General features: G+C 71.4%; 6 protein-coding genes. 2 read left to right on the forward strand and 4 right to left on the reverse strand.

All coding sequences use genetic code 11. The features are described from left to right. The first annotated feature begins 56 nt into the window (after window positions 1-56). Window positions 57-1,808, forward strand: a complete 1,752-nt coding sequence (gene murJ / locus OG700_RS22945; protein WP_405616456.1) for a murein biosynthesis integral membrane protein MurJ — start codon at window positions 57-59, stop codon at window positions 1,806-1,808. A 12-nt stretch (window positions 1,809-1,820) separates the two neighbouring features. On the opposite strand, the gene OG700_RS22950 is transcribed toward murJ, so the two are convergent. Both OG700_RS22950 and OG700_RS22955 read right to left on the reverse strand, forming a co-directional pair. Then, window positions 1,821-2,369 (reverse strand): DinB family protein, encoded by a 549-nt coding sequence (locus tag OG700_RS22950; protein WP_405616458.1) that lies wholly within the window; start codon window positions 2,367-2,369, stop codon window positions 1,821-1,823. 116 nt (window positions 2,370-2,485) lie between these two features. Next, window positions 2,486-5,596, reverse strand: a complete 3,111-nt coding sequence (locus tag OG700_RS22955) for a hypothetical protein (protein ID WP_405616460.1) — start codon at window positions 5,594-5,596, stop codon at window positions 2,486-2,488. A 173-nt stretch (window positions 5,597-5,769) separates the two neighbouring features. Here OG700_RS22955 and OG700_RS22960 point away from each other — a divergent pair, with 173 nt between their 5' ends. After that, on the forward strand, window positions 5,770-6,723 hold the full coding sequence (locus OG700_RS22960) for a hypothetical protein (RefSeq protein ID WP_405616462.1): 954 nt from the start codon (window positions 5,770-5,772) through the stop codon (window positions 6,721-6,723). Window positions 6,724-8,025: 1,302 nt separating this feature from the next. Here OG700_RS22960 and OG700_RS22965 read toward each other — a convergent pair. Next, a complete protein-coding gene (locus tag OG700_RS22965; protein WP_405616464.1) occupies window positions 8,026-8,211 on the reverse strand; it encodes a hypothetical protein in 186 nt (61 codons plus the stop codon). A 109-nt stretch (window positions 8,212-8,320) separates the two neighbouring features. After that, window positions 8,321-13,591 (reverse strand): DUF6531 domain-containing protein, encoded by a 5,271-nt coding sequence (locus tag OG700_RS22970; RefSeq protein WP_405616466.1) that lies wholly within the window; start codon window positions 13,589-13,591, stop codon window positions 8,321-8,323. Window positions 13,592-13,633: the final 42 nt, after the last annotated feature.

Here is a 13,633-nt window from a genome sequence, read left to right on the forward strand (position 1 = left end):
TTCCATCCCCCCGAACTCCGTAACTCCCGATCCCGCGCAGGTGAAAGAGTGTGCGGATGAGCGCGCCGCACGACAACGACACCGTGACCTTGAGACTGCCGTCCGGGGCTCCCCACCAGGCTCCGCCCGCGTCCACCCCCGCGGCCGGCGGGTCGGCGCCCGGCGCGCCCGCCGGGTCCGCCGGTCTCGGCAAGTCCAGCGCGCTCATGGCCGCCGGCACCATCGTCTCGCGTGTCACCGGCTTCGCCCGCACCCTTGTCATGGCCGCCGCCATCGGCGTCGGGACCCTCAACGACTCGTACCAGGTCGCCAACGTCCTGCCCACCATGATCTACGTCCTCGTCGGCGGCGGCGCGCTCAACGCCGTCTTCGTGCCGCAGCTCGTGCGCGCCATGAAGCGGGACGACGACGGGGGCGAGGCGTACGCCAACCGCCTGCTCACCCTCGTGATGGTGGCCCTCGGCGCCGTCACCGCGCTCTGTATCGTCGCCGCGCCGCTCCTGGTGAACCTGTTGTCCCCGGAGATCGCGGACGACCCGCAACGTATGGCCGTCACCGTGGCCTTCGCCCGCTACTGCCTGCCGACCCTCTTCTTCATGGGCGCCCACGTCGTCCTCGGCCAGATCCTCAACGCACGCGGACGCTTCGGCGCCATGATGTGGACCCCGGTCCTCAACAACGTAGTCATCATCGCGGCGTTCGGCGGTTTCATCTGGGCCTTCGGCGGTTTCACCGGCTCCGGCGTGACCCCCGCCACCGTCACCCCCGAAGGCGTCCGGCTCCTCGGTATCGGTACGTTGCTCGGGCTCGCCGTGCAGGCGCTCGCCATGCTGCCGTATCTGCGCGACGCCGGCTTCCGCCTCCGCCCGCGCTTCGACTTCCGGGGCCACGGGCTCGGCAAGGCCATGGGCCTCGCCAAGTGGACGCTGCTGTTCGTGCTCGCCAACCAGCTCGGCATGGTCGTCGTCACCCAGCTCGCCACCAAGGCGGGCGCGGCGGCCGAGCGCGCCGGGTTCACCGGGACCGGTATCACCGCGTACAACTACGCCCTGCTGCTGTGGCAGATGCCGCAGGCCATCATCACCGTCTCCGTCATGACGGCCGTCCTCCCGCGGATCTCCCGCTCCGCCGTCGACGGCGACACGGCGGCGGTGCGCGACGACATCTCGTACGGCCTGCGGACGTCGGCCGTCGCGATCGTGCCGTGCGCGTTCGCCTTCCTGGCGCTGGGGGTTCCGATGGCCACGCTGCTCTACGCGGGGTCCGGCGCCGAGGGCGCGCGGGGTATCGGCTACGCGCTGATGGCCTTCGGGCTCGGCCTCATCCCGTACTCGGTGCAGTACGTGGTGCTGCGCGGCTTCTACGCGTACGAGGACACCCGAACCCCCTTCTACAACACCCTCGTTGTCGCCCTGGTCAACGCCGCCGCCTCCGCGCTCTGCTTCGCCGTCCTCCCGCCGCGCTGGGCGGTGGTCGGCATGGCCGCGTCGTACGGCCTCGGCTACGCCTTCGGGGTCGGCATCGCCTGGCGCCGCCTGCGCAAGCGCCTCGGCGACGACCTGGACGGCGCCCGCGTGCTGCGCACCTACGCCCGCCTGATCACGGCCTCGGCCCCGGCGGCCCTCGCGGCGGGCGCGGTGGCGTACGCGCTCACCCGCGCACTGGGCAGTGGCGCGGTCGCCTCGCTGCTGTCGCTGGCGGCGGGCGGGACGGTACTGCTGTGCGTCTTCCTGGCCGTGGCGCGCCTGTTGCGGCTGCCGGAACTGACCGCGCTGACGGGCATGGTGCGGGGGCGGCTGGGCCGCTGATCCGGATCGCCGCTACGCACCCACGCTCCCGTCGATGCCCTCGCGCAGCAGGTCCGCGTGGCCGCTGTGGCGGCCGTACTCCAGCAGTACGTGCACCATCGCCATCCGCAGCGACACGTCCTCGTCCCACCGGGGCTGACGGCCCGTCAGATCCAGCGATTCGGCGGCCCGTTCGACGCGCCGCGAGTTCTCGACCTCGGCCTCCCACGCGGTGAAGGCCTCGGACCGGGTCGACGCGCTCGCGTCGTACGCCGCCTGGAAGTCGATCACGCCCGGGGGCGACCACAGCATCGGCGCGTCGTTCTCCTCGAACACCCGCCGGAACCAGGCCCGTTCGACCTCGGCCAGGTGCCGTACGAGCCCGAGCAGGGACAGCGCCGAGGGCGCCGTCGACTGCCGCCGCAGCTCGTCGTCGCTCAGTCCGGCGCACTTCATGGCGAGGGTCGCACGGTGGTGGTCGAGGAAGGCGCGCAGGGTCTCGCGCTCGGTGCCGAGGTGGGGAGGACTCACGCGGTCGTCCGCGATGGTGTGCTCGCCGTGTTGCTCGTCGCTGTGCGTCATGCTTGTCATCCTTCGCGAAGGACCGGATCAGAGCCGAGCCATGGATCTTCCCCCGTCGCCGGCCGGTCGCAGACGACGGGGGCCGACGACGGGGGCTGGCGCTCAGGCGCCGTCGGTCACCACGGCGGGCGGCTGAACCCCGTGAGGGCCAGCCACAGCGCCTCGAACGCGGAGCTGGGGCGGCCGTGGAACTCGCCGTTCTCCGGGAGCAGTTCGAGCAGGTCCAGTACGGCCGAGAGATGCCCGCACGCGGCGGCGCGCCGGACCAGCAGCTCGATGGGGTGCTGCCGGTGGGCGTGCGGGGTGCGCTGTATCTCCGCGTACGCCTCCGCCAACTCCTCGATGTCCCCGGCGCTCGGTGTCAGCGGCCGGACCGGTGGGGTGCCGGCGGCGGCGGCCACGTCGGCCCGCGCCAACACGTCTTCGCCGACCGACCAGTTGTGGTCTCCCCACTCCTCCAGCAGGTCCGGCCGGCCGGCCTCGGCGAGCGCGGTCAGTACCTCGTAGGGGACTTCCCAGCCGGGCAGCGCCTGGAATTCGCGGGCCAGGTCGAGGCGCCCGGTGCGCACCAGATACACCAGCCACTCCGCCTCGGAGACGTAGCCGGCGTGCGGATGGCTCTGCCGGTCGGCCAGTACCTCGCGCGCCAGGTCCTCGCGCCCGCACTCCACCATCGCGTGCAGGACCGCCACATGGTCCTGCCACGCGTTGGGCTCGACGGTGATGGCCGCGCGGGCGCGCCGGAACCAGTCCTCGGCGCGGGCCTGGTCGCCCAGGGCCTGGCAGGCGGCGGCGAACGAGGAGAGCGTGTCGGCGTTCATCTCCTTCCCGCCGACCGCGGCCACCAGGCGTTCGGCGTGGTCGAACGCCCGGCGGGCCGTCTCCGACTGCCCGGCGCGGGCCAGGATCACGGCGATGTCGGACGCCCCCGCGAGCCGGTCGGGCACGTCGGGTATGTCATCGACCAGCGCCAACGCCGCCTCGGCCGAGCCGTGCCGGGCGCGCAGCCGGGCGGCGGCCCGGTAGTACGGACCGATGGCGAATCCCCAGCGGTCGCTGTCGAGATGGGCGACCGTATGGCGCGCCGCCCTGTACAGGTCGTCGATACCCGCGGTGTTCGGCGGCGGCCACGGCGCGGGCTCGCCGGCGGCGGCCTGCTCCGCCAAGTCCTCGCGGTAGTCACGGAGTATCTGGCCGTCCTCGGAGTCGAGGCGATCGGCGGCGGTCAACGCGTCCGGCAGCAGCTGGAGTTCGCCCCACCGCACGGGCCAGGCGTGGCGGCGGCCGACCGCCCAGCTGAGGACGGCGGCCAGGGCGTCCTCGCTGCCGGGCGGCGCGATGACGGTGCCCGGATTCAGCGTCATCGCCCAGGTGCGGTCGTCGAGGGCGAAGACCTGCTTGCCCAGCTCGGTCTCGCCGACGTACTCCGCGGCGACCTCGCCCTCGACCGGGCGTGGCCCCTCCGGTACGCGCTGGAAGATGAAGTCACCCACGGGCTCGGCGGTGCCGGCCGCGACGAACCGGACCCTGGTGTCGCCGATCAGCACGAGGGTGTCGTCCGCGCCCCAGTGCACCGCGTGGTCCTCGGCGGCGGGCAGGGTCCACAGCCGCCGGGCGCGGGCGGGGTCGGCGAAGGACCAGACTTCGACGGTGGCCTCGCCGCCGGCCTCGCCGGTGGCCTCGCTGGTGGCCTCGCTGGTGGCCTCGCTGGTCAGAACGGCGGCGCGGTCCCCTCCGGGGGACCAGGCCCAGGCGTTGCGGTCACCGGTCCACCGCTGGCCGTCCGCCCACTCCGGATGCGAGATCGCGGTGGTGCCGACATGAAGGTCGCCGTCGAAGATGTGGACCGCGGGCGGGGCGGTGTCCGAGCCGGGCGTGAGGACGGCCAGCCGGTTCCCCGGCCCGGTGGCCCAGTGCAGGGAGCACGGCTTGCCCAGGGCGAAGGGGCCGCACCGTATCCGGCCGTCGGCCGCGTCGCGGAGGAACAGACCGCGGGAGGTGACGGTGGCGACGCGGTCGCCGTCCGGGCTGAACCGGGCGATCCTGGCGGGCGCGTACCAGATCACCCGGCGGGTCTCGGCGTCCACGGCGATGGCGTTGGTGCCGTACAGACGACTGCCGTCGGGCGACCAGACCGGACCATTGATCCACTGCCCGACCTCGCAGTCGCGGTAGTCGCGTTCCGCGATCGACTCGAACTTCTCGCGCACCACCTCGGGGAGTTCTTGGGTCAAGGTGTACGGGTGGTCGGTCTCCACGTGGTTGGGCAGCCAGAACAACTCACCACGATCGAGCGGGACAAGGCACCCCTGGAGTCCACCCTCGCCGTTCGTGGTGCTGTGGGAGTAGACGTCCCGGCCGTCGGGGGCGAGCGCGAATTCCGACGGGCGGGAATTGCCGTCCGACACGTCGATCGACGCGATCGGTTCACTGTCGCCCCCGGCGGGGTTCCAGACCCCCACCGAGTTGGTGCGGTAAGCCATGGCGAGCCGGGTGGAGTCGGCGGACCACTGAATCGTGCGGCTGTAGTCGGGCCAGCCGATGCCGCCGTCGATCCAGCGCACGGTGTTGACGCACCGTCCGGTGGCGACCTCCCAGATCTGGAGGGCACCTCCCTCGTCGTAGTCGTCGGACACCCAACTGCCGGTGGCGAGATAGCGGCCGTCCGGACTCAACGCGTGGCCGACGATCTCCCCTTCGTGGCCGTACGGGTGGAGCAGCGTCGCCTCGTCCGAGTCGCGCACGCGCCGGGTGGCCGCGCGGTGGGCGTCGGTGACGCCGTCGGTGCGCTCCAGCTCGGTGAGGCGGGCACGCAGCGGCGGCAGATCACGTTCCGGTGCGAAGGCGGACCAGTCGGCGCCGTCCAGGAGGGCGGCCAGGGCAGCCGGGTCGGCCGCGTCGGCGAGGGCCGCCGGGGACAGGAACGGTGGCGAGTCCTCGCCAGTGTCCGTGTGCGCTGTGTGCTGGGTGCCTTGCGTGCGCTGGGTGCGCTGGGTGCGTTCCAGCATGGCTGCCAGCGCGTCCTCGTTGAAAAAGGGCGTGGCGAGCATTTTTTCGGTGCGGGGGATGGGCCCCCGTTCAAAGCCGGAGAGGAAGATGAGGTCGGTCTCATCGGTCACCTCGTCCGTCAATTGCGCACCGAGCGAGCGGAGTTGGCGCACCGCCTCGTTCTTCCCGATGGTGTCGAAGTCGCCGTACAGCACGACAATGCGTCCCCGTAGATTCATGGCGACGATCTTAGGAGGGGGGGTCTGACAACGGCTGGGGACCCTGGACGCCCTCGCGCGAAGTGACTCTGTGTGCCCGCGTGCTGCTGTACCGTGAGCGCAAAGCGGCCCCCATCGCCGGTTCGCCCCAGCGACGAGGGCCTACATCACGAGTGCGTAAGGAGCACCCGTAAATGCTTCGGCATGGTATCCCGCCTGCCCGTTTCTTCTCGCAGGTATCGAACGACATCATTCGCCATCCGCGCCTGTCCTCGGACGCCGTACGGCTGCTGACCTGGCAGCTCTCGCTCCCGCTCGACGCCGAGGAATCACTCTCGCGAAGCGCGACACGCGCCGGGATCAAGAAGGGCGCCTTCCTCCGCGCCAAGGGGCAGCTGAAGGCGGAGGGTTACGTCCACGAGTGGCGTGAGCAGGGCGTACGCGGCCTGTGGTCCACCGTCCAACTCGTATCGAGCGTCCCGCTGTCGGCGCCCGAGGCGGCGGCCCTGAAAGACGGGCGAGCCCCGGTCGCGGCTCCGACGGTGCCTTGTCCGGCCGCCGGTCGACCGACGGGTCGGGCCGCCGGTCGTCATCCAGAAAACACCCCGAAGGGGAACACCTCCAACCATCCGCGCCGGGCCGCCGAGTTGACTCCGCCCGAGCCGCAGTCGCAGCCGCACCCGCCACAGGCGCGCGAGGCCGTCGCAGACCTCCACCTCCTCGACCCCCGCCTGCGCGTCCCGCGCGGCATGCTGCCGCAACTGGCCGCGCTCGCGGCCCAGTGGCTCGCGTGCGGCCACACGGCCGAGGGCGTACGGGAGGAGATCCACCGCGACCCGCCCGCCGCGCCCCAGCACATCCACAGCCCCGGCGGCCTGGTCCGCTACATCCTGCGTGACCCACGGGCCGTACCCGTCCCCACGCCCGCCCCCGAACCCCGAGTGGCCCGCATGCGCGAGTGCGAGGGCGAACGCCACATCCAGCCCCTGCTGTTCCGCCCCCTGGCGGAGGAGACCAGCTGCCCGGCCTGCCGCCAGGAGAGGGCGGAATCGGCGGAGCAGGTCCCCCGTCCCCGAGACGGCGTGACCGCAGGACTTCACGCGTCGTACGCGTCACCGAGATCAGCGAAATCCGCCCTGAGCCAGTAGAGGTACGCACCCTCGCAGGCAAGGAAGCGGCGATCTGGCGGCTCTCACCGACGAGGCCGTGCACCTCAAGGTGGCTGTCGTAACACCTCCCGTGGCGCCCGCTGTCCAGGTCGATGCTCGGATACTCGTGATCCGAGGTGACCCCGACGACAAACCAGCGATCGCACCGGTCCCGCGACGAGTGCGTATCCAGGCCGTGACAGCACGCAGCCGAGCAGGTTGCCGGCGACGAGGAGCGGGGCGGTGTCCGCGCTGTCCTGGCAGGCGAGTGTCCACAACTGCTCCGCGTCGAGGACCGATTGACCGACGCTTTCGTCAGCTCTTCCCACGTCGAACGACGCGACCCACACCCCTGCGGCTCCCCCCTCCCGTGCCCCGGCCACGGCCCGCGCCGCGACCACGGGGCCCGGCCCCCGATGGGCGGGCAACGGCACGACGACCTTCCCGGCACCGGCGGCCATCCAGTCGCCCGCGAAGTCTCCTGTTCCGGAGACGACGCGCCCGATCTCGGCGCGATTGCGCCTATCCGCCGGGCTGTTCATCTCTGCGATCCGTGATGTGCGACGAGGGAGACCTCTACCCGCGTGCCCCGCCATCCTGTCGCGATGAGCTGTGTCGCCGCTCGTCTCGCGTCATGAATCGATCCGCCGAAGACGTCACCTGGACCACCTCGCTCACGCGCTACGGGAAGTCGCCGCTACGCGCGGACGCATGCAGGTGCGCCAGAGGCTGTCCGCGCTCTCGCCTGCGGAGGCCACCGAGTACGTGAGCTCGTTTGCTGGACGGAGAGCCACCTGTGCGCCTCGTGGCCGTCGCCACCAAGGAACTTGTGGAGCCTTTCAACCCGGTACTCGCTGTGGAGACCATTCTGATTGGGGTGGTGATCCGAGCGTGTCAGAGACCCGACGGATGACCGGAAAGCCAGACGGCATACCGATCGCGCTGCGTCCGGGTGTCGGTGTTGAGGACTCCCGCTCGCCTTGTTGTCGGCGATGTCTCGGAGCAACTCGTCGATGCGGCCAGGCCGCCAGGGCGAGCCGACTTGGAGACGCAGACACAGGCGCGAGCTGCCGCAGCGTCAAGTTCGCGCGTGCCAGTAGGCCGCCACCAGCAGAATCCGGTCCTCACGCGGAGGCCTTCACGGCCTGCCCCACCGCGTCTGTGCGGCATTCATTCGACGCGCCCGGGACCGGCCTGGGGCCACGTGGCAGTCTGCTGATCAAACGCGCGAGGTGTGGCGTGTCCTCGTCACCTTCCATGCCGGGGTATCGCCTGTCTGGCGCCTGCGCGTTCTTCGCGGTCTCAACCGGGCTTGTCTGTAGGGATATACGCATCGTGAGTCGCGTAGTGGGCCACTGCTGCACACTTCTCGTCCAGTGATGGTGCGCGGCCGTCCCGCCATTCGCTCCACACGGTGATCACATCTTTGATGAGGTGTACCTCAAGGAGGTAGCTCGACCCGCTTGGCGCGTACTCCTCGTCCTCCATGAGAACGAGGGAACTGCTTGGGCTCAATGAACTCGACGTGTTCCATGTGTAAACGATGGCTTCTGGGTCCAACTGGTCGATCGATTCGAGTAGTTGATGCATCGAAATGCTATCCCCATATCGAATATCCACCTATACCTCCTGGGTGAAACAGTTTTTGAAGGTTTCCTGGTGCTGTGTGCTGGATGTGTGGCACGAGCTGCATCTGGCCGGGGCCTGCTGCATGATGCCATGTCCAGTCGGTCGGCGGCTGGCGTGATATTCCACCACGTGGCCCGACCAGCTCGTCACGTATTCCGGGTATCAGGTCGTCCATCATCTTGGCAAATTCTCGATCACTGTCCATGGCATCGACAAGTGCACGGTTTGATTCCTGGAAGTGCTTCCCCCGTGAACGGCCAGGATAGAACTGGCTGGAGACGTGGGTCTCATACGCGATGGAGTAGGCATTGCCCGAGCCAACGCAGGGAGGCGCCAGCCCCAGCGGGTCGCACCACGTCAGTGGGTTGTGTACATACGCCGTCGGGTTCGGGGACGGGGCCAGGCCCAGTGGGTCCGGGGTCAGGTAGTGGGCGGATTCCGGGTCGTAGTGGCGGTGGAGGTTGTAGTGGTGGCCCGTTTCCAGGTCGTGGTATTGGCCCGGGAAGCGCAGGGGGGTGTACGCCGTTGAGTCCGGGGGCCAGGTTGTGGTGCCCCAGAGTGTGCGGTGGGCGTGCCAGGCGGTGGTGCCCGATTCGTCGATCAGGTGGGTCGGGGTGCCGACGAGGTCCGTGATGATCGCGTGGAAGCGGGTGTCGGTGTCGGTGTCCGTGCCGGACTCGGGGGTGTAGCGGGTCGTCTGGGCGAGTGGGATCAGGGTTGATTCGTCGTGGTCCCAGGTGAGTGTCCGGGTGCCCGGCCAGTCGGTGGAGGTCGAGGTTTCCTCGATCAGGGTGGGGCCCTGGTAGGTGAAGCGGGTCTCCTCGGCGGCGGCGGCCGAACCGTCCGGCGCCAGGCGGCGTTTGGATGTGCGGCGGCCCAGTGCGTCGTACGCGTAGTGCCACGTCGTGCCGTCCGGTGTGGTGACCGCGGTGAGCTGGTCCCGCGTGTTCCAGGTGTAGCGCCAGTTGTCCGGCTTCCGCGACAGGCGGGGTTTCTGGCGCAGGGTGGTGCGGCCCGCCGCGTCGTACGCGTAGCGGACCGTGCCCGCCGTTCCCACGCGGGTGCCCGTGTAGGTGCGGGCGCCGGTCGTCTCGGGGTACGCGTGGTCGGTGGGCCAGGCGGCGTGGGTCTGGTTGCCGGCGGGGTCGTAGGCGTACGACTCCGACCACCGCGCCGCCCGGACCCCGGTGACCCGGCCCGCCGGGTCGAGCGTGTAGCGCGTGTCGCCGGCGGTGAGGAGGTGGCCGTCGGGGCGCCAGGTGTACGTACGGGCGGGGACGGCCGCGCCGGTGTACGAGCGGGACAGCGGGCGCCCCGCCGGGTCCCATGTCTGCGTCAGGGACAGCGCGTCGCCCCAGCCGACCCGGGTCTCGCGGCCCGCCGCGTCGCGTGTCACCGTCAACGCCCGCCCCGACGCGTGGAGTTCGGTGCGGTTGCCCGCCGCGTCGTACGCGTACGTCGTGACCGCGCCCGCCGGGGTCCGCCGGCCGGACAGCCGCCCCGCCGCGTCGTACGACAGCCGCAGCTCGCGCCCGTCCACCGTCTCGGTCAGCAGGCGCCCGGCCGGGTCGTACGTACGCAGCAGCCCGGTGCCGGGCCGCCCCGTCGCATGCTCCAGGTCGCCGCCCGCCGTCCAGCCGAACGTGGTGACCTCGCCGCCCGCCTCCTGCGCGACGAGTTGGCCCAGCGCGTCGTAGCGGTGGTCGGTGCGGATGCCCAACGGGTCGACCCGACACAGTAGTTGGGCCGCCGCGTCGAGTTCGTACGTCACCGTGCGACCGTCGAAGTCCGTCTCCGCTATGAGACGTCCGGCCGCGTCGTAGGCGTAGTTCCAGTTCAGGCCCTGCGCGTTGGTCACCTGGGTCAGCCGGGTCGCCGCGTCGTGCGTGAAGGAGTAGCGCGCGCCGTCCGGGTCGGTGCGGGCCGTCAGCAGGTCGAAGTGGGTGTACTCGTGGTGGGTGACGCCGCCGTTGGCGTCGGTGTACGTGACGGCGTTGCCCTCGCCGTCGTACGTCCACGACTCCGCCGTGCCGTCCGGGGCCGTCCGGCGCAGCGGCAGGCCTTCCGTGGACCACTCGAAGGACGAGACCGCGCCCAGTGGGTCGGTGACGGACACGACCCGGCCGAAGGCGTCCCGTGCCAGCCGCGTCGTCGCGCCCAGCGGGTCCGTCGTCTCGACCGGCAGGCCCGCGGCGTCGCACCGTACGCGCGTGGTCGCGCCCAGCGGGTCCGTGACCGCGAGCAGGGCGCCCCGGCTGTCGTACAGCCGGCGCGTCGTGGCGCCTGTCGGGTCCGTGACCGACGTGGGGTTGCCCGCCGCGTCGAACGTCTGCCGCCACACCTGCCCGGCCGGGTCGGTGATCCGTACCGGCCTGCCCTCGGCGTCGAGGGCCGCGCCGATCGTGCTGCCGTCCGCGCGGACGACACCGGTGAGGTGGCCGCGTTCGTCGTACGTGAACCGGGTGGTGCGGCCCAGCTCGTCCGTCTCGGCGGTGACGCGGCCGGCCGCGTCGTAGGCGGTGCGCGTCACGGCGCCGTTCGCGTCGATCTCGCCGACGACCAGATGGCGGTCGTCGATCAGGTAGCGGGTGGTGGCCCCGTCCGGGGCGACGAGCGAGGTCACGGCCAGACCGGGGTACGCCGGGTCCGCCCCGTCGTACGCGAACCGGAAGCTGTAGTGGCCACCCTCGCCGCCCTCCGCGACCACCCGGTCGTCGTCGGGGCCGCCGTACTCGTACGCGTAGGAGCGGTTGTTGGTGTCCGTCCACGACGTCACCCGGCCCGCCTCGTCGTACGCGTAACGCAGGGGCAGGCCCGACGAGTTGTACGTGTGCGTGAGCCGTCCTTCGGTGTCGTAGCCGTACGCCGTCACGCGTACGCCACCGTGCTCGCCACCGCGCTCGTCATCGCGCCCGTCACCGTGCTCGCCGCCCAGCCACAGGCCGGTGATCCGCCCGTCCCGCGTCGTCAGGCGCAGCACGTAGCCGCCGCTGTGCGCGATCTCGACCGGCGCGCCGTGCGTGTCGTACGTGAACGTGATCCGGTTGCCGTGCCGGTCGGTGACCGTACGCAGCAGGGCCGTACCACTGTCCCCATGCGCGGTGAACGTGCGCACCTGCCCGGCGTCCGGGTCGGTGACGGTGTACGAGCCGTCGGCGGCCCGTGCCAGCGGCCACCGGGCGCGCCCGGCGGTCTCCTCCGGCGGGACGGCGTCCCCGCCCGGCACCGGGTGCGGATACGCCAGCAGCAGGCCGTCCTCCGTGAAGAACACCGCGCCCCGCTCGTCGAACTCCAGCCGCTGGTCCGCCGTCGATGCCCACGACGGGCCGAACCAACGGCCGCCCCGGTAACCGGAGTCCACCCGTCGCGAGAACAACAGAGGCAGCACGCCCGGCAGTTCGGCATCCGTCAACGGCAGGAACATCCGGCCGGTCGCCACATCCACCGGGTCCGTCCTGCCGTGCCTGACCTCGTCGGAACGCCGGGTGAACCGGCCCCGGCCGGTCCGCAGCGCGTTCCGCGCCCACGCCAGCGCGCCCCGGCCCGCGAGTCGCGCGCCGATCTGGGCCGCCGCGCGGGCGGCCACCGGGGCCAGCACGCGGCCCGCCGCCATCGCCAGCAACTCCGTTGCCAGGGCGCCGAGTCCGCCCGTGGCCAGGCCGAGCGGCAGCGCGTACGGGAGGGCGAACATCAGCAGTGTGAGGATGAGCGCGGGGGCCACGTCCAGGAACTTCTCCAGGACGAAGGACACGATCAAGTGGTCGGGCACGAGCGAGTCGTACTCGGCGATGGTGCCCGCGCGGGACAGCAGGAGCGCCCCGGCGCACAGGCCCCCGGTGACCACCGCCAGCCGCAGCAGCGCGGCGGCGTAGGGCTCGGCCGGTGGCAGGGCGCGGGTGCGGGGCAGGGAGCGCCAGGTCAGTACGAGACGGAACGCGGCCAGCAGCAGGCCCGCCAGGCCGCAGCCGATGAGGAGTTGCCAGCCCTGGCCCTCGGTGAAGAACTCTTCCAGCCCGTCCGTGTCCTCGAAGGCGAAGGTCGCCGCGAGGAGGCAGGAGGGGATCAGCAGCACCAGGCCGAGGACCAGGACGGCCTTCTCCCACCACGGCAGCCGGCCGCCACCGCGTGCGCGCACCCGCCGCCACGCCTCGCGGAGCGAGGTGCCGCGCCAGGCTTCCGGGTCCGAGGTGGCGTCCAACTCGGCGGTACGGGCGGTCAGTTCGTCCCGCAGCGCGGCGACGTGCGCCGGGCGGGCGCGGGGGTGGGTGGTGACGTGGAAGAGGGCGCGGCGCTGTCGTGCGTGGCGCAGGGCGATCAGGGTGGTCCACGGGGCGCGCAGCAGTGCGTAGTTGAGCAGCGCGGCCCCGCCACCGCTCTCCCGCTCGGCGGCCAGCCACACGCCCGGCTCGCGGGACCGGCCGGCCCGCCGCGTACGGACGTCCCACACCACGGCCGCCACCAGGCAGCCCAGCACGAGCCAGAGCCCGCTCGCGATGATCCGGTCGTACCACTCACGCGGCGCGCCGTGGGCGCTGGGCAGCGCGGCGATGTAGTTGACCGCGGTGTGCAGACCGATGGCCGCGAGCAGCGGGAGCAGCCCCGCGACCCGTACCCACCAGCGGTGTCCGCAGACGACCAGCCCCACGGAGAGGCCACCGAGGGCCGACCACACGACGTGGTTGTCCACCGGCACGGTCACCGTGGCGGACCCCAACTCCAGGGTGCCCACGGCGCCGGGGAGCCAGTGCCCCAGCAACTCGGGAAAGCCCGAGACGAACGGCGCCTCGAAGAGCCGCGTCGCGACCGACCAGCCGCCCGCCGACTCGATGGGGCGAACGTGGACATCCGGTGCGAATGCGAATTGCAGTACCGATTCCAGCAGCCCGAACCCCGCACCCACCGCGCCGCCCAGCACGACGAAGTCCGTCAGGCCCCACTGGACCCGGCCGCGCAGCGCCCAGGCGGCGAGCGCGAGCGGGGCGATCTTGAGCAGTTCCTCGATGGCCGGCGCCGTCGTCCACATGGCGGTGTCCAGGACGGTGCGCATCGACGTCTCGTCGGCGGCGGCGAGTTGGCGGGTGACGACGGTCTCGATCAGAACCGAGAAGACTCCGCAGCCGTACGCGCCCACCCCGAAGGCCAGCAGCACGGTCGGCCAGCCGACCGTCCGCGCGGGCCACGACATCAACAGCAGTTGCAGAACGCACCACAACGACGCGGCAGCCATCCAGAACGCCACAAACCCCACCCCGTAGATTTGCTTTAGTGAACTGAACCTAGA

This window comes from Streptomyces sp. NBC_01508 (assembly GCF_045040315.1).
Lineage (GTDB): Bacteria > Actinomycetota > Actinomycetes > Streptomycetales > Streptomycetaceae > Streptomyces.